General features: G+C 47.9%; 18 protein-coding genes. All 18 read right to left on the bottom strand.

The genetic code is table 11. The features are described 5' to 3' along the window. Positions 1–5: 5 nt before the first annotated feature. Positions 6–2,471, bottom strand: a complete 2,466-nt coding sequence (locus tag OL236_RS11225) for a DEAD/DEAH box helicase (RefSeq protein WP_265070685.1) — start codon at positions 2,469–2,471, stop codon at positions 6–8. Then, positions 2,452–5,718: an SNF2-related protein gene (locus tag OL236_RS11220; RefSeq protein ID WP_265070684.1), complete on the bottom strand. Its 3,267-nt coding sequence runs from the start codon at positions 5,716–5,718 to the stop codon at positions 2,452–2,454. Before OL236_RS11220 ends, OL236_RS11225 begins: the two co-directional genes overlap by 20 nt. A 67-nt stretch (positions 5,719–5,785) precedes the next feature. After that, positions 5,786–8,518, bottom strand: coding sequence for a hypothetical protein (locus OL236_RS11215; RefSeq protein ID WP_265070683.1), 2,733 nt, complete (start codon positions 8,516–8,518; stop codon positions 5,786–5,788). 1 nt (position 8,519) lies between these two features. Then, entirely contained in the window at positions 8,520–11,633 is a 3,114-nt protein-coding gene (locus tag OL236_RS11210; protein ID WP_265070682.1) for a UvrD-helicase domain-containing protein, read from the bottom strand. Between the two features lie 454 nt (positions 11,634–12,087). Continuing rightward, complete coding sequence (locus OL236_RS11205; protein WP_265070681.1) at positions 12,088–12,300, bottom strand: hypothetical protein; 213 nt, start codon at positions 12,298–12,300, stop codon at positions 12,088–12,090. Between the two features lie 19 nt (positions 12,301–12,319). Beyond that, positions 12,320–12,640, bottom strand: a complete 321-nt coding sequence (locus OL236_RS11200) for a hypothetical protein (protein ID WP_265070680.1) — start codon at positions 12,638–12,640, stop codon at positions 12,320–12,322. Between the two features lie 201 nt (positions 12,641–12,841). Then, complete coding sequence (locus OL236_RS11195) at positions 12,842–14,626, bottom strand: DUF262 domain-containing protein (protein WP_265070679.1); 1,785 nt, start codon at positions 14,624–14,626, stop codon at positions 12,842–12,844. Positions 14,627–14,656: 30 nt separating this feature from the next. Continuing rightward, positions 14,657–15,979, bottom strand: coding sequence for a sugar phosphate nucleotidyltransferase (locus OL236_RS11190; RefSeq protein WP_265070678.1), 1,323 nt, complete (start codon positions 15,977–15,979; stop codon positions 14,657–14,659). A 13-nt stretch (positions 15,980–15,992) separates the two neighbouring features. Beyond that, positions 15,993–17,216 (bottom strand): bacteriophage abortive infection AbiH family protein, encoded by a 1,224-nt coding sequence (locus tag OL236_RS11185; RefSeq protein WP_265070677.1) that lies wholly within the window; start codon positions 17,214–17,216, stop codon positions 15,993–15,995. A gap of 225 nt (positions 17,217–17,441) precedes the next feature. Further along, a complete protein-coding gene (locus tag OL236_RS11180; protein WP_265070676.1) occupies positions 17,442–18,638 on the bottom strand; it encodes a DegT/DnrJ/EryC1/StrS family aminotransferase in 1,197 nt (398 codons plus the stop codon). Positions 18,639–18,660: 22 nt separating this feature from the next. Further along, on the bottom strand, positions 18,661–19,167 hold the full coding sequence (locus tag OL236_RS11175; RefSeq protein ID WP_265070675.1) for a hypothetical protein: 507 nt from the start codon (positions 19,165–19,167) through the stop codon (positions 18,661–18,663). Continuing rightward, the gene (locus OL236_RS11170) at positions 19,164–20,447 is read right to left on the bottom strand and encodes an HD domain-containing protein (protein ID WP_265070674.1); all 1,284 of its coding nucleotides are present in this window, start codon (positions 20,445–20,447) and stop codon (positions 19,164–19,166) included. The genes OL236_RS11175 and OL236_RS11170 overlap by 4 nt, the downstream gene beginning before the upstream one ends. A gap of 24 nt (positions 20,448–20,471) precedes the next feature. After that, the gene (locus tag OL236_RS11165; protein WP_265070673.1) at positions 20,472–21,404 is read right to left on the bottom strand and encodes a GDP-L-fucose synthase family protein; all 933 of its coding nucleotides are present in this window, start codon (positions 21,402–21,404) and stop codon (positions 20,472–20,474) included. A 37-nt stretch (positions 21,405–21,441) separates the two neighbouring features. Beyond that, positions 21,442–22,386 (bottom strand): NAD-dependent epimerase/dehydratase family protein, encoded by a 945-nt coding sequence (locus OL236_RS11160; RefSeq protein ID WP_265070672.1) that lies wholly within the window; start codon positions 22,384–22,386, stop codon positions 21,442–21,444. Positions 22,387–22,434: 48 nt separating this feature from the next. Then, positions 22,435–23,265, bottom strand: coding sequence for a transketolase (locus OL236_RS11155; protein ID WP_265070671.1), 831 nt, complete (start codon positions 23,263–23,265; stop codon positions 22,435–22,437). Then, positions 23,258–24,208, bottom strand: a complete 951-nt coding sequence (locus OL236_RS11150; protein ID WP_265070670.1) for a hypothetical protein — start codon at positions 24,206–24,208, stop codon at positions 23,258–23,260. The genes OL236_RS11155 and OL236_RS11150 overlap by 8 nt, the downstream gene beginning before the upstream one ends. A 10-nt stretch (positions 24,209–24,218) precedes the next feature. After that, positions 24,219–25,250, bottom strand: coding sequence for a GDP-mannose 4,6-dehydratase (gene gmd / locus OL236_RS11145; RefSeq protein ID WP_265070669.1), 1,032 nt, complete (start codon positions 25,248–25,250; stop codon positions 24,219–24,221). Beyond that, the gene (locus OL236_RS11140) at positions 25,247–26,761 is read right to left on the bottom strand and encodes a lipopolysaccharide biosynthesis protein (RefSeq protein WP_265070668.1); all 1,515 of its coding nucleotides are present in this window, start codon (positions 26,759–26,761) and stop codon (positions 25,247–25,249) included. The genes gmd and OL236_RS11140 overlap by 4 nt, the downstream gene beginning before the upstream one ends. Between the last annotated feature and the right edge of the window lie 29 nt (positions 26,762–26,790).

Genomic DNA, 26,790 nt, shown 5'->3' with positions numbered 1-26,790 from the left:
ACCTCCTAAAGGATGGCGCTCACAGGCAGTACAGCGCCGTCCACAAGATCGGCAAAAGACTTGTCCTGTCCTTCAAAATACGTATTCTCTTGCAAAATATGGACGAGTTTGATTTCCTGACGCTCGCTCAGATATTGGGCGACGTATTGCAGCAAGTTCCATACATCCTTCGCGGAGCCGCCGTACTCGACGGCAATGATGCCGGAAAGGTAGTAGTATGCTTTCTTCTTGATCAACTCCTGCAAATCCTTCTTGTAAAGAATCATGAAGTGCGTCGGCGCGTTGATTTTCTCCAAGACGGTCTCCGACAGGGCGTCATCGCAGGAAATATAGGCTGCAAGCCGATAGCGGCAAAGAGCTTCCATGAGAGCCGCCCGCTCCTCCGGCCTCGGGATCGTGATGATGCTCTTCGCTCCGGCAAACAAAGCGAGCTGATCTGCAGCAAATGTTTTCGTCGGCAGCTGCACGGGAACTTTGAGCGGGTAGTCCAAAAAATCAGCGTCGCATACCTCGTCATGTGCATCACAACCGGCACAGAACTCCGAAACTCTGTCGTATGTCTCGTAAAACATCTCCGACCAACAGTCGCGCCCGCAATTTTTTATCGCCGTTCGCATCGAGCCGAAAGCCTTGACGTAATACGCCCACTCCTGTTCACGATAGCCGCCAATCCGCTCCATCTGCTCTTCCTCATCCGCACGGAGCGCGTCATCCGTGATCTCAACGACAAATACATACTTCGACGAATCGGGAATTACCTCACGGACTTTAATCAGTCCGCATCGGCGCAGAAATAAGAGCACATAGATATTCCAATTCCGATCAGCGTCGGAAGTCGGCGCATCATCGAAAACATCACGGTCGGCATAGCTCGGAGAAATCGACGTGTCGAGATAGACGAGATTGTTCATGCGCCTCGAATGAGGATTTTTATACATGCTGTTCCAGCGTCCAACAATCTTTTCCGTCGTCATGACCCGCTTGGAAATGCGCTGGAAGGCCGCCTGTACATCATCATCCGTGCACAGCATGATGCTCAGGCACGGCAAGCCGTCGCGCCCGCCGCGCCCAAGCTCTTGGTAATAAGCATTGGCATTGGGCGGAACGTACAGATGAAGCACTGTCCGCACATCGCCCTTGTCAACGCCGACGCCGAAGGCGGATGTCGCCGCCATGACGGAAAACTGATCGTCCGCCCAGGCGTCGATCCGTTCCTTTCGCACAGCGCCCGTCGTCTGCCCCGTGAAGGTCTCGACATTGCGGATCCCATGTGCGCGGAGGAAGTCAGCGACGTCTTCCGCCTCAACAGGCCTTGCCGTATAGACGATCATGGGGTGCGGCATTTTTTGCACGAGTTCGAGCATCTTTCGCTGCTTGTCGTCATACGATTTCGCCTTGACGAGCATATAGCGCGGCTCATGGCGCAAAGCATCGCAACGTATTTCCAGCCATTTCTCGCCGCCTTCGGAGAAAAAATCTTTGAGAACGCTGCAGCAAGGCTCATCAAACGTCGCCGACAGAAGAACCGTCCGAATGCCGGGATTGCTCTCCAGAAGCATCCTGCGCCACGATTCCAGACACTGATAATCGACGCGGAAGGACGCGCCCCAATCGACGACGATATGCGCCTCATCGATCACAAGGTTTCTTAAGTAGCGCGCGGCATTCGCCTTCTTGACCGCCTCGGCGAAGCCCTCGTTCTTGAGCAGCGCCTCGGGAGATATGAAGAGCATCTTCGCCGCCTTCTTCTCGATCGCCTGTAAGATCGGCGCGATGGCGGCGCCGCTGCTGTAAAAAAAGATCTCTTCATCGACATGGGCAGACTGTACAATCTTTTTCGCCGTGCGCACTTGGTCGATCGCCAAAGACACCGTCGGCACAACGACGATGGTCAAGCCCTCTCTTTGATACGCCAGCGTCTGCGTGATGAGGCTCTTGCCGCCGCCCGTCGGCAGGGATATGAGCGCCGCATAGCCGTCCGGCAGATGGAGCGCCCCATATACGGCAAGCTTCTGCGCCACGGATTTGAAGCGGCGAAAGCCCGTGAGCCTGCGAATCAAGGGATCCGTATGAAGGGAAAAACCGCCAGAGGACGTCCTGTGCGATGCCGGCTGTGCCAAGAACACGGTTTCCGCGAACATGCGATTGACATAGTCGGGAAACTGCGCGACGGCATGCCACCTGCCGTTCGAAGCGTCCTGCACAAGCCCATAGGCATTGTCCTCGGGAATCGGAGCGTCATCCACGCGGATGTCCCCCTGCAGCGTGAGGAGGTAGCTTCGCAAAGACAGCAGAAAATCCTCCATGCCGTCCTGCCGTCGCTCAGGCGCAAAGCTCTTCAAAAGCCGCTTCGCCGCATGGAGCAGAAAACGTTCGTGCGCATCCGCCGCATCGGCAAAATCCAAGATCGGCGGATCGCCTGCCCCGTTCAAATACCGCTCGACAGCTTCATTAAGCTTCGCCTTCTCCATCGCTTTTCTTCACCATCCAAACAAAAGCCGCAGACTCAAGGATAATCCGCGGTTTGCTCATGGCCTCCCACAAGATCTCCTGCTCCTTTTTCAAGGCCTCCATCGCCGCATCATCCGCACCGTAAAAGGCGCGTTCCGCCGCCCTGGCGGACAACGCGCGCTCCATTTCTTCGCGCACCCCTCGCAGGTTGGATCTGCGCTTGAACTGATACAACGCTTTCTCATAGGCCGCTTTATATCCATGCCAGACAATTTTCCGCCATCGCTCCTCAGGATACTTGCGCTTGAACCAGGCAATATTCGCCTTGTCGGCAATTTCCTCCTTGAGATAGCCACAGCCGCCCCCTCTCTGGCCGAGGTGGATCGTCTCCTTCTTGTTCCATCCCGCGCGAATGATGCGCATGTATTCCCGGACGACATCGCCTTCGGCAAGATCATCGGGATTTTCCAAGTCGACGGATACGACAACCTGTTCCGACATCAAGTAATTTCGATAAGCCCCCAGCGCATACGGCGACAGTCCATGTGCGAGAAGATGCGCTTCATTGGGCGCCATCGACCAAGTGAAAACCAATCCCGTCCAATGCAGATCGGCATACACAGCAAAAGCGGCGGCGCGCCCCTTGCAGGAATGCACGGCATTCTTTACGATGCAGTCAAAAATTTCATCGCCGGGAGCGAAGAAGTGCAGATAGTCGTTCTCGATCGCCTGCTTTCGACTGAACGTCCCGCGAATGGCTCGCCTCTCTGAACGAATTTCCCGACTCTTTTCATACGCTGTCTGAACGCTTTGGAGGAAGCGGTTCTGCTCCGAGGACAGGTATTCATTCCATCGCGGCGGAATCAGCTGCGAATTCATCGCCGATTTGGGCGAAAACGACTCCGCCCGATAGGTGAGGACGCCGTCTTCGCCGCCGAAACCGTGAAAGCCTGCCAGACTCGCCCACTTCGTCATGGTCACGGCGAAAAGCTCATTTTCATTCTGCGCATAATAATCGATCAAGCGCCGCAATTCGTTATACATCGGGCGAAACAGGAAGCCGGCAGCATCATAATTCTGTTCCTTGCGCACGGCTTCCCGCATACGCTCCGCCGATGCAATGATCTTCGGTACGGCAGAAAAAAGACCGTAGGCAAAATCCTTCCGAACCGCAGAGACAATCTCCTCGTTGATGTCCTTCATGATGATTTCCATGCCGCTCAAAGACTGCGTGAAAACCTTCAGTCCCTTGCTCCAAAAATCAAACAGCGCCGCCTCGAACGACTCTTCCGTATGAACGACGACGGACGTGACGACAGACCTTGCCGAGTCACGCTCCAAACGATCCAGACGCCCGATGCGCTGCTCGATGCGGCTGACATCCCACGGAAGATCGATATGAAGGAGGTAATCTGCACATTGGAAATTTCGCCCCTCGCCGCCGGTGGAATCACAAAGCATCATGCGGCACGCGGCTTCATTCTGAAAGCGATAGGCGTTCAGCTCGATCTCTTCTGCGGCCATCCCTTTCCCGAAGAAGCTGATCTCTTCTGCTGGAAACACAGAGGACAACGCCTTTTGATAGGCAGCAAAAGTCGCTGGCTCATCGGTGAAAAGAACGATTTTTTGATCGTAAAGCTCGTCATAGAGAAGATTCATGACCGACGCCATGCGCGTGCAGCAATCCTCTTCATACGCCTGCGGATCGTCGAGAATCGCCGGCAGATTCGCCAGAATATGCTCCTCCTCCTTTACCCATTGCGCCGCATGTTCCATCAAGCGGCCATCCGGTTCAATCCCACACGTTTCCAGGCGCTCAAGCTCTGCGCGAAACGCCCACGACGAGCTGAAGAACGCGCTCAAAAGCGGGCGAAGTACGCCCTCGATGTCGAGGTCTGCCGCCTGCTCCGTCATCCATTCGGTGATGAGCCCATAACAAATCGCCTCGTAGGTGTTCCGATCCTTGTCGAGCGCATAGGAAACTTCCTGCAATTCGCGCGTGGGCAAGAGGCGCGTACCGTCGTCGCTCTCCTCGAGGATTTTTCGGCGGCTGCGAATGACGTTGCTCTCGACCTGGTAGTTGCCGCAAATATAGGAGATGACGACCTTCATCGCATAGACGCCGAGATCTTCTGCGGAAAAATCCACCCTTTTCAGCAGAAGAGAAAGCTTATCGTCCCCCAATTCATCGCAAATCGCCTCCAAATCCGCGAAAATTTCCTCGAACAGCTCCTCGCAATCTTCAAGCGCATGTGGATCCTCTCCGTCATCTTCCGCCACCCGAACCTCGTCCTCATAGTCGCCCAGATCATCCAAAAGCAAGGCCGTCTTTTGAATGATCTTCCCCTGCTTGCCCACGAGAGCACGAAAGTGCTCCAAATCGCACGCATCGTATTTGCTTGGCAGCAGAAGACGCAGCAAGTCGAGATACTCTTCCTCGCGCTGCTGCACGGGAGTCGCGCTCAGAAGCAAGATATTTTCCGCTGCACGGCTGATTCCATGAAGCAGCCATGCAAGGCGCTTGTCGGAAAGACAGCGATGCACTTCATCTACGACGACGAAATCCCACGCCGCATCGGCATCCGTCTCCTTTAGCTCCGAGAAAGACTGCAAAACCACACGGTTGTCATCTTTGCCAAGACCCACACCGATATTGAACTTCAGCAGCATTTCCGTCTTCCATTGTTCCTTCAACGGATCCGGAACGAGGAGCAAAACGTTCTTTTTAGCGGAATCCTTCATATAGATTTTCAAGACGGAAAGCGCTTCGATCGTCTTACCCATGCCGACTTCATCGGCGAGCATATACCTGCACGGGCGCTCCTGCAGGCAGCGCATGATCGTATTGACCTGATGCGGCAAAAGATAGATCTTCGCCCCCGCCAGCTCCTTGAAGCCGCAGATGGAATTGTCCAAAACATTCATGCTGCGCGAAACTACGGCATGACCAAAGAACCAACAGGGATTTTGAAATTCATAGCGCGAGAGCTGGCTCACCGGATTCACCTTGCCATGCGTAAACGGAACGACGATGTCCTTTTCCGACACGCGAAGCACTTCCTTATCCGCTTCCGTCTGCACATAGTACGCATAAAAGCCGTCGTCGAGTTTCTGTCCCGAAAGAATCGTGCAGACCTTCCTCTTGTATACGACTTCCGAGCCGATAAACAATCCGCAATGCTCCACCGAATCCAACGGGAACTCGATCAATCCCTTGGACACGTTTTCAAAGAACAGAGACCAGCCGAACGGATCATGAATTTTCACCGTAACCGTATGTTTGAAATCATCCACCTTCGTGATCTGACCGCACACGAATACACGCGGATCCGTTTCACTTTCCGGATCTACGGGGCATCTCACATACATCTTTTCCTGCAACATAGGCGATTCCCTCACTTCCCCATCCCTCCGCATGGGCGGTGCAAATCTCCTGATTGGCACAGTATCTGCACCATAGATGGGGACTTTTCCAAAACTTCTTCTGCAGGGCGGCCTCGTTCAAGCTCTCGGCGATCTTATCGTCGAACACCTCGTCGAACTTGCCGCGCAGAATATCATTTTGAGAATTTTTTCCATCGGTCAGCTTCTTATGGATGAACAATTCTCGAATCATCATGTATTGCCGCATCTTCGCTGTGATCTGCGGAAAAACCTTCGCCTCCTTGCCGTTCGACATGCGGCCCTTGACCTTGCGCATAATGTCCATGCGGTTCATATTGGAAACAAAGGGGAAGTACGGTCTAAGCTCCTCAAACGTTTCATGCAAACACTCGACGAGGGCGGTTTCACTGCGCACCAGACCCGCCAGTTTCTCCATCGCCTGGTTTTCCAGTATGACCTCGAAATATTTCAACAGCAGGAACGGCTCCTTATATACCGTCGTGCTCTCGATGATCGACTCCAACAAAAATTTATATTTGCATATCCTGTAACGGAAGTAATCGTACTTGTCGTACTTGTCGTACTTTTTCAAGGGTACGCCCATCGTCTGAATCGCCGATACGTCCTCGACCCACGCATGTCTGCGGCTGTCCTCGAAGGTGCGTTTCTTCGCTCCGAGAATCTTCAGCAGGTAGTACGGCTCACGCTCCTTGTCGCCCGCGCGCCTGACGTAGCTGAGCTTGAACCCGGCACGGTTGAACGCCAGCCCGTAGAGCAGCGCATACCGTTTGTAATTCTTATACTCGCTGCGCGCCTTCACATAGACCTGATGCTTCCAATCGACAGGATCCTGCGCCGCCTCAAAGAAGGAGTCGGTCAGCGGCCACGGAAATTTCGCCCGCCCCGCCGCAGCGAGATCCTCATCCGTCAGACAAGCAAAGTGATATATGGTCGGCTCGCCGTTCGTCTTGTCGTTGAGACTGCGCAAAATGTCGCCGTCGATCTGCTCGAAATTGCGCACGATCCACTGTGCGCTTTGCGCGGGATTCGCTTCCTGCACGAGGTAGATCGACATCGTCGCCTTGAGACAGGCAAACGAAGCGGACTCCTCAATGTCCTCGACCTCATCGAGACGCACAAGCACGCGACGGAGGATGTCGTTGAACTCCTCGTCCAAAACATGTGCATCGAGCACATCCTGCTGCAAATACGCCTTAAGCTTCTTATAGAAGCTGCTGAAATTATGCGGCTGCCTTTCAAAATCCTCATAGAAATAAGCCGCCAATTCCGTCAACTCCGCCAGCGCTTTTCCAAGCCGGTCGATTTCATCAGGGGCGACATTGTAGTATGTGAGATGGCTCACGTATTCCTTTTTCTCCGCGTCCGTCATGTATCGCTTATTCTTCCGCAGCCGACGCAAACGCGAAAGCATCTCTTCGATCGAAGCGCATCCTTCAAACAAGGCGGACATCCTGCCCCAGATCGTCGACAGCTGTCCCGCATGCTCCTCTTTGAGGATTCCCGCATCAAGACATTCCCGGACGTCTCGCGCATCACGAACCACCATCTTGTTTGACGCAATATCCCACATATTCGCTATAGCGACGAAGAAGCGTCCCAGAGGATAGTGGAGGAACTGACGCTCGCCGAACTGTTCGGGGAAATAGATCTTCAAGATCTCATTGACAGAGCTGTCGGCGGCATAAATCTGCTCGCGCATCATCGCCAGCGGATTCGCAGGATTTACGCGTGCAGCGCTTTCAAAAACATCGGCGGCGTAGCCCGCGAACTCCGTCATATTGTCAAACTCAAGGATTTCAAAGGGCGCGGTCTGCACCGGAGCTGAGGCGTCGCCCTCGACCAGCCGCCCGATCTTGTCTGCCAGAAGATTGCCTTCGCGGCTGATCGGATCTTGCCCGATCGGCCGAAACGCTTCGCCGCCGAAGTTCGTCATCGGGCAGTCGAACGACGTATAAATATCAATCCACGTCTGATAAATATTTTGATACTGCTGCTGATAGTTGAAAAGCAGAATGACCTTCTTATGCTTTGCGGCCGCTTCAATCGCGCGCAGCATAATCGGCGTAAATTGATGAACGCCATGAATGACGATACGATCCAACGCGATGCGGCTGCAGTCAAGCGTTTGGTGGGCTGCCTCCTGCATCGTGTGCAAGAGCGCCTCGTCCATTTCCGCCTCGTCGACATCACTCGAAAAGGCGAAGCTCTGCCCGCGTTCTGTCGACGACAGCCGAAAAAGTTCGACGACGATTTTCTGCGCCGGCGTAAGCGCCTCCTCGCGAAGCTCTGCGGCGTCGATGCCAAGTTCCACCATCGTGCGGATGCTTTCGAGCACCTCGCCGCGATTTGCGAGGAGCGCCGCCCGCATCTGCTCCTGTTCCTCCGCCCCTGCAGCGGGAAGTGCGCACTCGGCGATCCAACGGTCGATCGCGGCGTGCTGCTTGATTCGACAAGCCGTGCTCTGCCAGTAGGGGAAAAGCGCCTCAAGAAAATTCCTCACCGTGGTCACTCGCCCTTGGACAAAATCTTCCCGATACAGATATTTCAGCCCGTTCACCAGCGTCTGCGCCGCACAAAAGTAGGGACACGCCTTGATCTCGTCCCAATACGGCTCTTCCTTCAATCTGTACGGATCGCTGTACGTATATATGACAATTGACATCTCATACCTCCAGCAACGAGCCCCAAGTGACAGCGGCATTGCGGTTCGGACGATAGATCCACACGCAGCTTCGAATCGCCCGCGTCAAGGCGACATAGAGGATGCGCGATTCCTCGGCAATTTGCTCGCGCGTCTCCATGTTCTCATCATAGTGAGAGTTGCGAACCTCGATCCCGTTATCGAACGAGACAATATACGCCAATTTGCCGTCGGAATAATGTGCATCAAGCCCGCCCTTGCTCAAGCCTCCCATGTCCGCATCCGTATAGGGCAGCACGACCGTGCCATACTCAAGCCCCTTCGCCTTGTGCACCGTCGTACAGATGAGCTGAATCCCCTCGTCATCAAAGTCGATGTCGCGCGCCGGCTGCTTCTGCTCGGTCAAGATCGAGACCTTCAAGTACTCCGTCATCTGATGGAGCGTCAGCGCATCCGCACGCGAAAATCGAATAATGCGTTCGAGCAGATACTCGTAGTTCGCCATGTAGTACCTTTGCTCGGCCTGTTCCGAGCTGTACTTCTTCCATGGCTGCAGCGCTTCGTACAAGTGACGAAGGACAAAAAGAATCGGCTGTGCATGCGCCTCATTGACAACCTCTTGCCACGTCTTTTCCATGTGAATCGTAAAAAACTCATCCAGAATGCGCCGCAAATCGGCAAGACAGGCGGCAGACTCCATGCCGCGATACTTCTGATAATCGAGCCGCAGCCATGTATAATTCGACTCGATGAAGTTGACCAGATGAACGGGATTCGCGCTGTTTTCCAGAGCGAGCAGCAACTTGTAGAGGTCCAGCGTCGATTCCAGCTGATAGAGCTCGCCGCCAGACTTCGTGTGAAGCTCGACGCCCCTTTTCTTCGCCGCATCCGTCAGCTTCTCTACCTGCCAATTGCTTCTGACCAGGACGGCAATCGTGCGCTCGGCCTTGGAAAGCGGTTGCTGACGCCGCTCCTCGCGCTCCTTCATGAGAGAGGCCGCGATCTCCTCCTGCGCACGCAGAACATCGATAACCGTATCGAAAAACGCCGCCCTCGACGGACACGGAACCGATCCAAACAAATCCTCTTCGGCAATGCCCGTCTCCACACTGCCGAAAAGGCGGTCAGCCTCCTCGCGGTAGGGAAGATACTGCTGCTCGCCCATGCGGCAAAAGACTTCATGAAGCCGTTCCAACAGCCGCCGGTCGCTTCGATAATTGCGCGTGAGCGAATATGATGCCCAGACCATGCGCACATCGCTCATCAGCTGCTTGAAGGCACTGAGACGCGCCCCGCGGAAGCGATAAATGCTCTGCTTCAAATCCCCCACGACGAACAAGTGGCAGTCCGCGTCCACCTTATTTTGCAGCTTGCGGAAGACCTGAATCTGAACGTCGTCCGTATCCTGAAACTCATCGATGAACAAATATCGGCTCTTGAGCGAGCGGAGCTTTTCCGGGCACTCATCCAACACCTGCTGCAGGAGGATCAGACATTCGGTCAAATCCAGCGCATTGGTGGCATGCATTTCCCGCCCATAGATTTCCTCCGCCAAGACTACGACCTCTTCGATCAAATCGTTGAAATACGGGATCGGCTGATCGTCCACGACGCCCATTTGCGACCGCTTGAGCCGCTTTAAGTCAACGCTTTTCGCCAACAGGCGATCCGCCATGCTCATGAGCTTCTTCTTCAGCTCATAGAGCGGCACGGGAATCTCCTGCAGAAAATTCGGATTTTCCTCTTCCATCCTTGCGAGAAAATCGTTCAAACAATCGTCGTAGATTTTCCCGCGCAAATACGCATCCGATGCAATGCGGAAATTCGTCCCCAGTCCCGTATAGAGCGCCTCCCCGCGCAAAATATCAAGGGCAAAGCGATGGATCGTAGAAATATGAGCACGATCCACCTCCTCGACCAGCCGCAAAAAGCGCGGCTGCTTCGTCAAGACGAAGGAATGGACGAACATCTGCTTCAGCCGCGCCTTCATATTGTTCGCCGCGTCGTTGGTGAAGGTCACCATCGCAATCTCTTCTGCGAGATTCGTCACAGCAGCCGTCTTCTTGCCGCACAAAAAAGCGACGCGGGAAACCATGGAAAACGTCTTTCCTGTTCCCGCGCCCGCCTCAACCAAGATATGTGCATTTGCAGGTGCATGTTCGATCTGATACTGCTGCGCATTGAAGAGCGTAACAGCCGACAACTTCTCTAAAAGCTCCCGCTCCGCCGCCCCCTCCTCAATCACAACATCCGTCGCCGCAATCTCTATGAGATTCTCGACGAAATAGACCTCGAGGTTGAACGTGCGAAAAGAATCCGCCCCTGCAACAAGCCCATGCGCATAGCCGATCTGCAAGCCGTTCGCACTCGGCTCAATATTGCGCCGCTTGAAGCCCGCATCGAAAGCGGCGGCAAGCTGCTCATACGACGTGCGGTCGCCCAAAAAGACAATGCGCTTGATTCCTGCGAAATACTCCGATACGATTCGCTCCGCCTCAGCTCGCCTAAGCGCACCCGGATGGATCGAAAGAAGCGAATATGGCTGAGCAGCCGCCTCCGTCGGTCGGACAGCCTCCGGCAGATTCGGTTCCCAATCCCGCCGCAGCCGCAGAAGAAACTCCGCCGAAAACTCCGCATGAGGAACATGACGCAGCGAATCATACGCTCCATGGATTTTCTCAAGCAGTGCCTCGCGGCTCTCCAAATCCTCCTTAAAAATCGTAAGCGTCTCTTCCGAAACAACATCCAAACGCACAGAAAGATACTCCGCCTTGCTGATGAACGGATAGCAGACCATATCAAACACACAGGGACTGCTGTTATACTTCTCGCTGATTTTATTCAACAGGGCAAAGCGATAGGCACGCGCCTGCTTCTTCGGTGACCTCTGCGGTGCATCAAGCCCCTCCACGAGAATTCGATCAACACCTTCAACAAGCACCTTGTCCGCCAGCCACCCCTTGACCTCGATGACCAAAATGCCGACACCCTCGATCAACAAGCAAAAATCAAACTCGCGCCCGTTGACCTCACGGTTATTGTAAACCACAACAGAATCCGGCAGCAGCCGCTCCAAACTCTCCCAAACTCTCGCTTCCCCGCGAAAGGAAGGCCTCGCATCGATCATCATCGCCATGGCTGTTCTCCTAACCCTTTGCGTATATCATGATATTCACACTCTTCTCCAAATTAGACGGATGGCTGTCTTTCTGATGGAAAACACATCAAAGTCGGCTAACCTCTATGCAGTATAGGCCATTAAATACTTCTCATATATTAGAGTATAACAGGTATCCTCCTAACAGGCAAGTTATGGGAGATGTTGAGATAAGAGCGTCATAGTGCTTTCTCAAACTTCGCATGCAAAAAATCCGCAGAATTCCTTGAAACCCGTATCAACAAGCTCAGCTATGCGCTGTTTAACCAAAAAAATCCGTCCTGCTCTTCAAAGTGATCTTTAAACTCTCGGAGAGAACGAGCAATACGCGGTAAAGGCTTCGCCCTTTTGCCGACACCCGCTTCATGCTGCGAAGTACTGCCTTCGATGTTTTACAAATAAAGTTGCCAACTTCTTGCTTAATTTTGAGTGCTTACCACATGAGGATTCTTCCGTAGGTGTCATTACATTCATCCCCCGCATGAATCTGCATCATGGCATCGACTAGCGCCTGATATTTCCACGAACGATCTTCGTTTGACAAGTACTGATAGAATTCCTGCCTCGTGACATCGAGAATCTTGCAATAGAGGCTGATGTTGCCTTTGATTGCGCCATCAGAAGTCTTGAGCACAATGAATTTCATACGTTCGTTTTTGTTGACTTCAAACGGCTAGCAGCAAAAAAGCGCTTGTGTCTTCCAGGAAGTCGTTCTCTTTCTTTAGTCGCCGAATCTCTTTATCCTGCGCTTTGAATTGTGCACGAAGCTGGGAGATTTCTTCATACAGAGACATAATAGCACTCGTGGGTGTTTGTGTGCCGTGTATAAGATCAAAATATCCCATACGGTGCACACATTTCCACGTGTACATGGTGCTTTTTGAAATCTCCAATTCACTAGCAGCTTTTGTCTGCCTGATTTCGCAACAATCATGATAATCAAGAGAATGAACACCACTTTGAATCTGCTCAAAGGATGCACCCATATAAACAATGGTATATTAAATCCTGACATGTGGCATATGGATTTAGAAATATCGACAACATGATTGACATGATTCTACTTCAGTATTCTAATATTGATGTCCGTCTACCATGAGAATATAGAGTCGCCTGTCCATCATATTTACCCACAAGTTCTGATGATATCTCATGGATTTGATATCATTCTTTTGAACAGATAGTAATTACTGGAAGCGTGAAAACAAGTCCGCCATATAAGGAGGAGATACTTCGTTTACATCAAGTCTGTGATTATTGGCTCCACGCCTCTCATAATACTTTTGATCATATAGCAAAGGTTTATCCTTTGATTGCAAAGATAGAACCACAATGCTTCTATCATAATAGTTAACTAATCTCATATTTCTAGTAATATATGAGATAATATAATCATCAACAGGTTCTTTCTCTATAACTTGCTTAATTCTATTATAGTATTCATCCATACTTTTATGATATTTTTCTACTTCTCCATCAACTCCAACTATAAAAAAATTATTAAACGACTTTGGTTTTGTTCCGTATAGTTTCTTGTGCTTATCCGCATCTTTTTTATCATCTGCAACACCAAGAAGAATATATCCCGTCGTGTTTTTTTTCATGTTAGCCATTGCAGTCAAGGTTTTTACACATTTCCTTATACATTGCTCATTATATTTTCTAGAACAAAAATCATACACCCCCACCTTAAAATCAAAAAGTTGTTGTTCTATTTTAGATTGCATAAGAATATTTTCCAGTTTACTTACCCAATTATCAACTGCAGGATTACTCTGTTCTGAGTCCATAAAGCAATCCTTTATAATCCCCTCTATTGCATTTATTTTTTCATTTCTATATTTTGCCGTCCATTTTCTAGAAGATATATTGTTGAATTCACGCTTTCCAATTCCTGATAGTTGCTCAATCAGTCTATCTATACTTACTAGAATTTTTCCATTGGTCAACAATTTATAAAAAGCTAAAAATACAACTTGAAAAGTTCTCACTTTTGCATGTGATTCATCTCCAAACACCAACCAACTAAATGATCGATTAGACTTTTCCAAAACTCTTTCAAATTCATCAAAAACCTTAATAAATCGCTCAATAATTTCTTTCTCACCTTCTCGCTCAACAACAACAGCAATATCATTTATAATGTTTTTTGAATTATTTTCAGCTCCATAAATCTCATCTAGATTTTTTGCGGTCGGGTCTATTTTGTCTCCTAACAATATGTACATTAACAAGTAACTGATTAATTCTTCATCTCTAGACAATCGCATATTATTAACAGTAATAATTTGCTGTCTGACCCAAAAAACATCTTTCAGATTAATTCCATACGGCAATTTTGAAGATGAAAGACTGATTTCTCTCATCTTTGATAAAGGAAGTCTATCCGAAGGTGAAGTGTCACGTCTTATCTGACTGGATATTTTCCTGACCAACTCAGAAAAATATTCGGTCGCTCCTGCTTGACGCAAATCTTGATGAGAAAGTAATCTCCCTGTTGCATTTATTCTTCTAAAAATCTCTTCTACCTCTTCTTCTTGAAACCTTGTTATAGACAAAGGGATTTGGTAATTTGCCAAATCTACACACATTTTTCGTGACAGAACAGGTGTATTTTGCTGTATCTCATTACTATCCAATAAGGCCTTCGTTTCTGCCATTGTAGACAAGTCAAAAAAACCATTTTCTCCATCTAGAGTAACACTATAATCTCCTCTCAAAAAACTAAAAACAGCCTCTAACCTCTGCATCCCATCAATAATTTCATACCCCTGTTCATTACATTGACTTGTTTCAGCCAATAAAAATAATGGTACCGGATAAGAGCGCATGATCGAATTTATAAACTTGCTTTTCTCTGCTAATGTCCATACCAGTTTTCGCTGGTACTTTCTATTAACCCAAAATTTTTCATTCATATACCAACTAAATACTGCCTGAATCGGTTCATTTCTAATAAGCAAATCAGACATAACAAAACCTCCCAGTGAGTAATATCCACTTCACCATATTTCGCCGCCCCACACAATCTTATCCTCCGCATCAATATCCTCACCCGTCTGAATCTCCATCACCTTCAGCAGCGTCTCTGCCCGTATCGTATGAAAAGACCCCCTAGGTATACGCACCGTTTGCCCCTCAGCAACAGCGAACTCATTACCGTCGAGTTTCACCCAGCCACGGCCTTCAATCACCGTCCACGTTTCATCGCGGCGCTCGTGCAAATGATAGGTGAGCGAGCGTCCTGGACTCAGTGTAATCTTGATGGTCAAACTCTCCGTCTCTGCATCGATGATCTGAAACTCGCCCCATGACTTTTCCGTATACATCACTGGCGTATGAAGTCGCTCTGCATAAGGCTTCATTGCGCTGGATCGCTCCTTGTCCGAAACGAGGATGCCTTCCGGGCTCGCTGCCACCACGACATCCTTCAATCCCATGCAAAGGATGGGCATCGGCAACGTATTCACGACATGAGCATTCCTGCAAGTCTCATCCATCGTGACGCGACCAATCGTATGCTCTGGCATCACCTCAGCAAGCGTGTTCCACGTGCCTATATCAAGCCAAGTGCCACTGTAGCGCTGAACTGCAATATTTTTCTCTTTCTCGACCACAGCATAATCAAAGCTGATCTTGGAAAGCTCTTCATAGCGATTGAAAAGATCCTCGTAATCCGTATAGTTCAGCAATTCACGAGCCTTATCGAGCGCATAGCCAAGCTTGAACGCGAAAATGCCGCTATTCCACAAAGCGCCTTGTTCGATGTATTCTGCAGCCTTCTCCTTATCCGGCTTCTCTTTGAACGACTGCACCATACTCTGCGGCTCTTGCGAAACAGGCATGATATAACCATACTTCTCGCTCGGATACGTCGGCTCGATTCCCATCAAGACAAGATTCGCAGAACCTTCCCTCTCGGCTTCTTCGAGCAACTGCACAACGGCACGAAAATATCCCTCATCGACATAAGGATCGGCAGGACAAATCGCTACAGCCTCATCGAGAGGAATACCGCGCACTTCATGCAGATAGGCAGACACCAACGCTATCGCAGGAAACGTATCACGCCGGCACGGTTCCACCGAAATGTTCACCCCAGAACCAAGCTGGCGGCGAATCAACGAGACTTGCTCGCGACCTGTCGCAACGGTGATGGGCGTATCCGGCGCGGCGCACTGCACTTGACGGCAAACACGCTGAATCATCGACTCCAGCGTCCCATCCTCGCGTCTCAAGATGCGGAGAAATTGTTTAGAATAAAGATCATTGGACAGAGGCCATAGCCGTTTCCCAGCTCCACCTGAAAGTAATACTATCTGCATACTATATCCCATTCTACCTTTCCGCATTCATGGCTATCGTTCGTTTTCTCTTAAAGTCACCTTGAAAAACAAATTCAATTTTAGGATTTGCACCACAAACCAAATCATTTAAGGCGTCCTGTCCTAAAATTTGAACTAAATTTACAACTTGTTGCTCCAATGTCTGCTGATTATAATAACAGATGTAAGCCTTTTGCACATTATTTTTAGGTGTTTTAGAAAATTGAGATGCTAAATTCGAACTAGGGAGTAAATTGATAAGAATATCTTTATCTGATAAGGCAAGCGAATGCCCAAAAAACCATATGCTAAGTGAATTCTGCGGTTTATTTAATACTGTTCTATAGGAAAAATCACAGTGTTTTACAATACGTTGATAATATTTTCTATACCCAATAAACTCTATATCTCTGTCCTTTTGACCTTCATCGAGGAATTCTTCAATTCCTAAAACTACATTACTGTCTTCCTTATTGCGATTTGCTTGAGCTTGTCCATGAATAAAATCTTGAGAGATTGTGCGGTTATATAGAGTTCGATATGTATTTGTGTAATTAAAGGTTATAAGATAATCAAATTCAATCCCATCAAAAATATTTCTCTTATTCACTTTATCAAAATCTATGAAGTAATTGATATATAACTCTAATGCTCGAACCAGCTTAGAAAAATCATCCTGTAGTACGACTTTCATCTGATGCCAATAGCTCATTTGTTGTTTTCTTTCTACTTTTCCGCCCGTCTCACTCCATCCATTCATCACGCTCTCCATAAAAAGGGGCAGGAATTTTTTATCCTTCTTGTTCAGGTTACGCATGGCAGTTGCATCAAAACCTGATTGCATAATAAATTCTCGTTTTTCAGTCAATGTTTGTATAACATGTAAGATCTCAGCTTCAATGTCCACCCAGTTACTTTTTCCTTCAAGTCTAGCTATTGGATCAATAAAATAATTGATCCAATAGTTATCACTTATCATATCATAGAACTCACGAAATAAGGGGTCGATAGATTCGTTAGTATTCCATAGTCCGAAAATATCTCTATATATTTTTGATATTTCTTCTAATTTTTGTGTAAAAAAAGCTTTTCGCTCCGCCTTATTAAGTTTCTCTATTGTCTCTCTACGACAATAAACGTTCTTAAAAATATCAACGAAATCCAAAAAATTCTTATAACTACTCGGAATACCATATTCGATATCAAAGCCATTTCCTATAACAAGAATATTCATCATTTTTCTCCCAAATTTGATATGCTGAAATACGGGAAACCTTCACAGAGGCTTCCCGTATTCTTCATTTTACCATGAAGCCCCAAGAGGTCAAGCCGAAGGCGCAGACCGATTGGCTAGGCTTCTGTAAGGCGTGAGGACGTGCCGCCTTGATGAAACTGTTGCAGGAAATGGGCGCGAAGCAACGCATGTCGCTTCGCGTGACGGCTGAACATGTGTCCTGAAAGTTTATACCTTATCCTGCAAAAACTCTTTAATTGTCGCCACAATCTTATCCAGCTGCTCCTTGTTCAACCCATGATGACAGCCCACATAAAGCCCATAATGATCCAACCACTCGGCAACGGGGTAATCGCTCTCGATATCGCCAAACAGCTTCCGATAAACCGGCTGATTCAGCAACGGGAGCATGGGACGGGTCTCGATATTGTTTTTCTCCAAGAAATGCGTAAACTCATCGCGCGTGAAAGGAGCGTCTTTCTTTATAACAATCGGATACATCATAAACGAGTGATCGACATAATCCGGATATTCAGGAAGTTGCAGATACTTCTCTGTTCCCTGTAAACCCTCGCTGAGATAATGCGCGTTCTCCTTGCGCGTATTCATAATGAGATCGCGATTCTCAAGCTGACCAAGCCCCAACGCGCCTTCCAGCTCACCGATACGATAGCTGTATCCCATGCGAACCATCATGAAGCGTTTATCCATCTCCGTCTGCATGCGCAATTTGCAGACCTGCCTGGGATCAGACGCCAAGCAAGTCTCGCAAGTGCAGGCACGTCCATGTGCGATGAGCGAACGGGAAATCTCCGTCAACGTAAGATTATTCGTCGTAATGACGCCGCCGATTCCCGTCGTGATCGTATGCGCAACATACGTACTGAATGCTGCCATATCGCCGAAACTGCCGATTTTTTTCCCCTTGTACGTTGCAAAGTGTGCTTCTGCACAGTCTTCCAAAACACGCAAACCATACTTTTCCGTCACAGCCATGATTGCATCCATCTCACACGGCTGTCCGAATGTATGCACCGGAATCGCTGCGACCGTCCGATCCGTGATACGTTCTTCCATCTTAGAAGCATCCATGTTATAAGAAATCGGATCCACATCCACAAACACAGGCTTCAAACCCGCGTGAATGCAAGCATTCGATGTCGCAATGAAAGTAATCGCCGGAACGAGAACTTCGCTGCCGTCTTCCCAGCCATAGACTTCTTTCATTGCCTCCAAACAAACATGCAAGGCAGACGTTCCACTATTGCAGGCAACACCATACTTTTGGTCATGAAGTCGTGCGAACTCTTTTTCGAACTTATGAACCATCTTTCCTTGCGAAAGCCGCCCAGAATCTAAAGCCTCATTCACATAACGTTTCTCAGCATCGCTGACATACGCATATCCTACACCGATCTTTTCCATGTGCTTGCTCCTCCTAAAATCACTACGCAGAAATATATCCTTGCTCTATAAGGAAATCATAATCTTGTTCCAAATCCTCACGCGAAAACTTTTTGCCCTTTATGCGCCGCACCTGATCAATCACACTTTTTTTCGTCGCTTTTCCATGCAACAAAAACGTTGCAACATAATCTATTGTTGTTAATGCTTCTAACTCTCTTGGAGATTTATCAAAAAAAACATCCCGTACTTCATTAACGAAATTCTCTTCCTTTTCCAGAAGGTTCCCCTGCACCGACCCCTTCATGATGATCCGGTGCGTCTTTCCCGATGTATCTATGATTAAACGATCTTCATTTTCAAGAATATGAACAGCTTGATCCAGTCTTGAACTATACGGCCCAAAGAAGTGAATAGTATATCGCAAATCTAACCGAACACCTTTTCGCTCAATTAAATACATAAGTTTTTGCAATTTCTTCTTGCCCGTTTGACCATCCATACATATATCCCCAATAAGAAGCGCATATTTTTCAAGCATCTTCATCATGATACCTCCCCGTCTGCAGCATACCAATCTCTCACAATCTTTTTTGCTTCCTCAGAAACCATAGGATGTGCATATAATCGTCTAATTCCTATCTTAGTCGCTAATGCCCGAATAATATAAGATTCCTCGGAGACAGATACTCTCTTTTTCATGCGCTTATTAAAAGAAATAATAGCTCTTTCATCTTCCAATTCACACCGAACAGGAATTTTATGTGGCAACTTATCCGCAGAACTATCTTCTATAAAAGATTCTTTCCCAAATTCTTTATATAGTCGCTTTTTCAAATTATCGTATGTACGTAATTGTTCTCCCTCAGCATGTGCGGGACTCTCTAAAACGCACGGGTAAACATACCTTGCTATAATGCTCTTACAATTTACATCATCAATTTGTTTACGGCATTCTTGAAAAACCCTCTCATCATCCCACTCCAGATATAAACCTACCTTCTCCGGATATTTTCCATTCGGCAAAATAGTCTTCAAAGCTTTTCCTAAAATAATATCGAAATAGCGGCGTGTACGATGAAAATACACTTCCGTAAACATAAAATACCTTGCCAACACAAACTCTTCAAATACCTTAAGACCACCATAATCTATTGCCAATCTTGGAAAGCCTTCCTTTCCATCAATCGTTAAAGAAGATAGTAGTCTCTCAAGGTCAAACTTTCCATAATTTACGCCACAATAAAGAGAATCCCTTAAAAGGTAATCCATCTTGTCGCAATCCAGCTCACCATCCATAAAGCTTTTAAGGAACGTAAACTCTGATTTCTCACCAGGATCTCTTCCTCGATAAATGTCACAAATCAAATCCGGTGTTATATCGTACTTTTCATCCTTCGTTTTAAATTCTTTTCCAATTGCATGGATGTACTCTGCAATCTCTGTTTCTTTGATAATCTTCTCAGTGAAATCTTCATGCTCAATCCCATCAGGAAAGACCGATTCTGACGCGTGTGAAAATGGTGCATGCCCAAGATCATGCGTCAAAGCAATAAGACGAAGAATCTGTTCATACCATTCTATTTTCTTGCGCGAAAAACGATACTCCCCTGCTCCATTTTCAACCGCCATGTGAAATGCTCTCGTCACCAAAAACATTACACCCAGCGAATGACCGAAGCGCGTATGCTCTGCACCATGAAACACAAGATTCGTCATAGCGAGCTGCTTGATATGACGGAGTCGCTGAAACGGAGCAGAATCTATAATCTTCTTCTCCCATGGTCTTACCTCAATAAAACCATGAACAGGATCACGATACCGCTCCATACAATGCGCTCCTTCTTTTAAAAACTACTGATTGTAATTCTCCAAAAAATATCGATATGAACGTTCGATTCCATCACGCAAGGATACCTTATGCTGCCAGCCAAGCTCATGAATACGCGTAGAATCGACCAAACGGCGCGGAGCACCATCGGGCTTCTCCGTATCATAGATCAACGTTCCATGAAAGTCTACAACAGACGCAATCCCTTCTGCCAATTCCTTCATGGAAACTTCTTCGCCACTGCCTATATTGATATGCCCTTCTTCATCATAATGATCCATAAGAAAGACACACGCATCTGCAAGATCATCCACATAGAGGAACTCGCGTTTCGGGCTTCCCGTCCCCCAAAGAGTAACGGAATCCGCCCCCTCCATTTTTGCCGCATGAAACTTGCGAATCATCGCAGGGATGACATGTGAACCCTGCAAATCGAAGTTGTCATTTTCCCCATAAATATTCGTCGGCATACAACTGATAAACGGGTCACCGTACTGACGATGGAAGAACTTCACCAACTCCAATGCCGAAATCTTTGCAATAGCATAGCCTTCATTCGTAGGCTCAGGCTTGCCATCCAAAAAGGCCTCTTCACGAAGCGGCTGGTCAGCAAATTTCGGATAAATGCAGGAACTACCCAAAGCCAACAGCTTCTTGACACCGACTTCATGCGCCGCATGGATGATATTCGCATTAATCATCAGATTTACATACAAAAAATCTGCAGGAAACGTACTGTTTGCCTGTATTCCACCGACCTTCGCCGCAGCGATAAATACATAGTCAGGGCGCTCCTGCTCAAAGAAACTCCTTGTCTCCTGCTGATCTGTCAAATCAAGCTCACGATGCGTTCTCAGCAGCAGATTATAGTATCCATTTTTTTGCAGATGGCGCACAATAGCCGAACCCACCATCCCTGTATGCCCGGCAACGTAAATCCTATCCGAAATTTCCACTTGCCTACCTCCCGAAAATTTTATTTCACGACACCTATTATCCTTTTTCCCGAAGTTCATCAAGATACCATGTATAGAAAGATTGGATTCCTTCTCGCAATGTATAATGAGGTTTCCAACCCTGTTCTCGCAAATATGCTACCGACATAAGGCGATCATCCGTCTTTTCAGTCTTATCTTCCTGATAATGCAGCGTACCTGTATAACCGATAATTTCTCGAATGATATGAGCCAATTCATCCAGAGAAACAGCCTCCTCTGACGCAATATTAACCGGCAAAACTTCATCATAGTTGTCCATTATATAGATAAGCGCATCCACCAAATCGTCCAAATAGATAAACTGCCGAATACACTTCTTCCCCGTTCCCCATATATCTAACGCAAGTTCTTTTGCGCCTTCCAGCTTCGCCTGGTGCATTTTTTGCAACAACTCTTCAACCAGAGTGTTCTTGATACGAGAAATATTCTTCGTTCCATACACATGCGTAGGTAAAACAGAGATACATTTACTCCCAGCAATGCCATGATATTGTTTGCACAATTCAAGCCCTGCGATCTTGGCAACAGCGTATGCCTCCATTCCGCCCTGTTGTATAGAGTCTATCGCCGCTGTCTCTTGAAACGGTGAAGAAGTATGGCTGCCGTAAACAGCCCCACTGCCTACATAGAGTAATTTTTTTACATTGTTCTTGACAGCAGAGTTAATCACATTAGCTTGCATCATAAGATTATTGTAAATAACCGCAGCTTTTTCCTGTACAAAATAATCAATAGTACCAAGAGTACCCGCACAATAAAATACGTACTCCGGTTTTTCTTTTTCAAAAAAATCCCATACGCTCTTTTGATCCAACAAATCCAGCGAATCATGTGTTCTTAAAATTACATTTTCATAACCATCCGATTGTAATTTTTTTGCCAAGCCATAGCCAATTTGACCTGTATGTCCAGCTATGTAGATCCTACTATCCTTCTTCATAAACAACTCCTATGTCAGCCTCGAATAATCCACCACGTACAAATCCCCCTAATACCTCTTCAATTCCTTAAATACTTTTTCGATATCCTCGGGTTTATTGGGCATATAGCCGTGCATCAAAGGCTTGTCATAAAGATACTCCAACCCTTTCCCCTTGATGGTATCAGCAATAACGCAAAGCGGTCTGGATCTGCGGGGCGAACGACTCGCTTTCAGCACAGGGACAAGCTCTTCATACGTATGTCCATCCGCCTCCTGCACATCCCAGTTACAGGCGCGCCATTTCTCAGCAAAGGGTTCCATACGCAACATGTGCTCTGTAAAATCTGAACAGCCAAGCGCATTGCGATCCACAACAACAACAAGATTGCTCAGTTCCTGATGACCTGCAAACATAGCCGCTTCCCAAATAGATCCTTCACAACACTCTGCATCGCCAACGAGACAATATGTGTGCCAATCCGCTCGATTCAAACGTGCGCCTAGTGCTAAACCTGCTGCAATTCCCAATCCATGACCGAGAGAACCGCCATAAAAATCGTAACCGGGCAGAAACAGGCTCCGAATATACTCGTAGTCGCCTCCAATGCGAATCATATCATCGATCTGTTCAGGAGACAGATAGCCAATCTCCTCGAAGATAGGAAAAAGCATTCCCGCCCCATGTCCCTTGCTCAGAACAAAGCGGTCTCTGCCTCCCCATTCTGGATCGTCTGCTTGGTAACGCAAAACTTCTTTGTAAAGTGTTACTAAGATTTCCGTTGCCGAAAAAGCACTCGTCACATGACCGAATCCCAATCGCGTAAAAATTTCCAAAAACCGTTTCCGCATTTGATAGGACAATGCATACAACGATTCAAATTCGCGTGCTTCAGTCATTATCCATCATCTCCTCAAAGGTCTTTTGCAGTCGTTTTCCAAGCGATTTTATATCATATCCCATTTCATCATAAATCGCGCTGCGGTTCATAATGCGCCCTTCCCAATGCTTCGGTTCAACACCCAGAGCACGAATCCGTTTGACGATTCCATATGCAGAAAGAGTCTCCATGATCAGGGAGCCCAGCCCCGCGCAAGGCGTCTGATCCTCAAGCGTCACTATACATGAAAACGGCTTCAACCGTTCTGCCAGCAAATCCGTATCCAGAGGGAACGCATAGCAATCAAAGAGGCTAGGAGATTCGCCCTGAATCTTAATCGTGTTGATGCTATTTTTCAGCATAGAAGAAAAATTCCCAGTCGTAATGACGGCAAATCGTTCTGATGCTGGCATCTCAAAAAATCCCTTTTGGAAATCCACCTCACGCTCTTGATAATGCTCTTCCATTAGAAACTTATCAAATCGAACATACATTGGCTGCGAAGCTGCCACCAAGTCACGCGCCGCCGCTTTCGCAATGGCGGTATCGGACGGATTTACCATCTTGATGGAAGGAATCATGCGAACCATTGCAAAATCTTCGAGCGGCATATGCGTATAGCCACATTCTGACGCACACGTCCCTGCATTCAATGCCGCAACCGTAACAGGAATCTTGAGATCGCCCAAGAAGTTGCGCAACTGATCGTATGCGCGCGTCACAGGAAACGGATTCAACCCGAAAGCAATCACATATTTCCCACTGAGTGCAAGACCGGACGCAACCGCGAGAAGGTTCTGCTCTGCAATGCCAACATTGACAAAGCGATGCGGAAATCTGCGCCGGAACTCATCCAAACTCGGCGCACCTAAATCCGCAGATACGATGACAATATCTTCCCCTTCCTCCGTCATCTGATAGACTTCAGAAAAGAATGCATCTCGTACATTCGGCAATCTCATCCCCGTCCTTTCAGGCGTGTATCTTTTTCAAATCTGCTGCAACCATCATCTTGACCAGTTCGGCAAATCCGACCTTGCGCCTCCATCCCAACTCATGCTCCGCCTTGGTCGAATCCCCCCAGAGGAGTTCGACTTCTGCAGGGCGATAGAATTGCTCTGACACATCGACAAGGAGCTTCCCGGTCTTGGCGTCATAGCCCTTCTCATTACTCCCTTCGCCTTCCCAGCGAATCGGAACGCCCGTCTCAGCGAAAGCCCTCTCAACAAACTCACGCACCGTATGCGTCTCATTCGTTGCAAGTACGTAGTCCTCAGGCTGATCCTGCTGGAGTATGCGCCACATTCCCTCTACATAATCTCCCGCAAAGCCCCAGTCGCGCTTTGCCTCAAGATTGCCTAGCGTCAGCTTCTCCTGCAATCCCTTGGCAATTCGAGTGACTGCAAGCGTTATTTTGCGCGTCACAAAAGTCTCACCGCGCCGCGGCGACTCATGATTGAAGAGGATTCCATTGCAGGCAAACATCCCATAGGATTCACGATAGTTCTTCGTAATCCAGAAAGAGTAGAGTTTCGCCGCCCCATAAGGACTCTTCGGATAAAATGGAGTTGACTCGCTCTGAGGTGCCGTCTCTGGCAAGCCACCAAAAAGTTCTGAAGTCGATGCCTGATAAAAGCGTATCGGCAGCCCGCTCTGGCGTACTGCCTCAAGCATACGAATCGTACCGACACCTGTCGCCTCCGCCGTATACTCCGGCACCTCAAAGGATACGGCTACATGCGACTGTGCTGCCAGATTATAGACTTCATCCGGCTGAATCTCCCGAATCAGCGCATGTGCATTGCTGGAGTCCGTCAAATCTCCATAATGCAGGAAAACACGCTTGGAAAACGCCGAATCATTCAAGATATGGTCGATTCTCTCCGTATTCTGACTGCTCTGCCTGCGAATGATTCCATGAACCTCATAGCCTTTTTCCAGCAAGAGTTCCGTAAGATACGAACCGTCCTGCCCTGTGATCCCTGTAATCAACGCTTTCTTCATTGAAATTTCCTCCCCCGAATCTTACTCATAAGAACGTCCTTCGCCTCAACGGCATACAAACATACGCTGCGGAACTCCTCGCACCGATGAAATACAAGAACCTGCATCCCTAACATTAGCAACGCTGCACATAGGCATTTGACGAATAATCCCGTATACGTTGAAGAGAAAAATGACGCACTCAATATCTCGTTAATCAACATGATTTCCAAAAGAACGACCATGCTCCACCACGCATGACACCACCAATATTTCTTCATGCTTCGGCGAAAAATCACACGAAAGACAAACTGCACGCGGCCATAGACGATGAACCACAGACCTGCAATCGTGCCGATCATCACACCGACAACACCGAGGTAATGCGCCAAGATCACTGATAAAATCAGATTTGTTGCAGCAGATAGAACCATATAGCCGCGATCATTTTCAAACACACCATGCGTACTGCGGAAGTTGTATGCATTCTCAAACTGCATGCCAAGAAAAACATTGACGGCCAAAGCCTTCACATAGGCATCCTCAAGCAAGAATTCTGCCCCGAAGAAGAGCGCCACAAATGGTTGAAGCACAGTGACATAGATGCAAGCGATATACCCTCCGATCAAAAAGTAAGCAAAATCCAGCATACGATAAACACGATAACTTTTTTCCCTATCATCCGTATAAACTAGGTTCGCGACAGAAGGGATGATTCCCTGCAGCATCTTGTACAAGAGTTTGTAAACGCCATCACAGAGAAGGACATAATTTGCCACAAGACCAGCTGTACGCAGTCCCAGTATCGAGGAAATAATGATCGCATCCGTCCCGCTATATACAATATAGGATAATTTGTGAATCAGGAAATTCTTTACATCCACGAAAAATTTTCGTTGTCGCAAATCCTGTATCGTGACCTTGACCGTATGCAGGAATGGATATTCCTTGCCAAGCCGATGCGAGATGATCAGATTCGCCAATATGTTGAATCCAAGCGCGGAGAGCGCATACATCGTATAACTCTGCCAAACAACAATCGCAGCGAACTTCACAAGATTCGCGGCAAATGTACAGACGAGATCGATGCGAACACAGATATAATCCTTCTGATCCGCCGCAAACAATGTGCGTCTATATGCGAGGAAATACGTACTGAGCACTGTACAAATTTGAATCACATAAACAAATTGAACATAACCCCATGCGATGCTTTCATCTCGCACAATCCACGGCAACAAGAAAAACAAAACGATGCCGATCAAGGCAACCAACGTGCCTATCAAGAGATAGATATACCGATAGATGCTCATCAGTATATTGACTTCAGCTTCGTTCTTGTTCGCAATTTCCCGATAAAGCCCATAGCTGATCACAGTACTGATTCCCAGTTCCGCAATGGACAAAAGGGCAATCACATTGGTGAACAATCCTTCAAGACCTAAGAGTTCTATAGGCAAATGGCGCGTAAACGCCTGCCGTATCAAGATGCCGAGGACAGCCAACACGACATACAATGTCATGGAGTACATGCTGTTGCGTAATACATTTGCTACTCGCA

It is taken from the genome of Selenomonas sputigena (assembly GCF_026015965.1).
Lineage (GTDB): Bacteria > Bacillota > Negativicutes > Selenomonadales > Selenomonadaceae > Selenomonas.
The sequence above is the reverse complement of the archived record's forward strand: the minus strand, read 5'-3'. Positions and strand labels throughout refer to the sequence as shown.

What these genes read in the sequence shown, in the direction of transcription:
- OL236_RS11225 (WP_265070685.1), bottom strand. Translation starts at nt 2,471, where the DNA reads ATGGAGAAGGCGAAGCTTAATGAAGCTGTCGAGCGGTATTTGAACGGG.
- OL236_RS11215 (WP_265070683.1), bottom strand. Translation starts at nt 8,518, where the DNA reads ATGTCAATTGTCATATATACGTACAGCGATCCGTACAGATTGAAGGAA.
- OL236_RS11210 (WP_265070682.1), bottom strand. Translation starts at nt 11,633, where the DNA reads ATGGCGATGATGATCGATGCGAGGCCTTCCTTTCGCGGGGAAGCGAGA.
- OL236_RS11205 (WP_265070681.1), bottom strand. Translation starts at nt 12,300, where the DNA reads ATGAAATTCATTGTGCTCAAGACTTCTGATGGCGCAATCAAAGGCAAC.
- OL236_RS11200 (WP_265070680.1), bottom strand. Translation starts at nt 12,640, where the DNA reads ATGGGTGCATCCTTTGAGCAGATTCAAAGTGGTGTTCATTCTCTTGAT.
- OL236_RS11195 (WP_265070679.1), bottom strand. Translation starts at nt 14,626, where the DNA reads ATGTCTGATTTGCTTATTAGAAATGAACCGATTCAGGCAGTATTTAGT.
- OL236_RS11190 (WP_265070678.1), bottom strand. Translation starts at nt 15,979, where the DNA reads ATGCAGATAGTATTACTTTCAGGTGGAGCTGGGAAACGGCTATGGCCT.
- OL236_RS11185 (WP_265070677.1), bottom strand. Translation starts at nt 17,216, where the DNA reads ATGATGAATATTCTTGTTATAGGAAATGGCTTTGATATCGAATATGGT.
- OL236_RS11180 (WP_265070676.1), bottom strand. Translation starts at nt 18,638, where the DNA reads ATGGAAAAGATCGGTGTAGGATATGCGTATGTCAGCGATGCTGAGAAA.
- OL236_RS11175 (WP_265070675.1), bottom strand. Translation starts at nt 19,167, where the DNA reads ATGATGAAGATGCTTGAAAAATATGCGCTTCTTATTGGGGATATATGT.
- OL236_RS11170 (WP_265070674.1), bottom strand. Translation starts at nt 20,447, where the DNA reads ATGGAGCGGTATCGTGATCCTGTTCATGGTTTTATTGAGGTAAGACCA.
- OL236_RS11160 (WP_265070672.1), bottom strand. Translation starts at nt 22,386, where the DNA reads ATGAAGAAGGATAGTAGGATCTACATAGCTGGACATACAGGTCAAATT.
- OL236_RS11155 (WP_265070671.1), bottom strand. Translation starts at nt 23,265, where the DNA reads ATGACTGAAGCACGCGAATTTGAATCGTTGTATGCATTGTCCTATCAA.
- OL236_RS11150 (WP_265070670.1), bottom strand. Translation starts at nt 24,208, where the DNA reads ATGAGATTGCCGAATGTACGAGATGCATTCTTTTCTGAAGTCTATCAG.
- gmd (WP_265070669.1), bottom strand. Translation starts at nt 25,250, where the DNA reads ATGAAGAAAGCGTTGATTACAGGGATCACAGGGCAGGACGGTTCGTAT.
- OL236_RS11140 (WP_265070668.1), bottom strand. Translation starts at nt 26,761, where the DNA reads ATGTACTCCATGACATTGTATGTCGTGTTGGCTGTCCTCGGCATCTTG.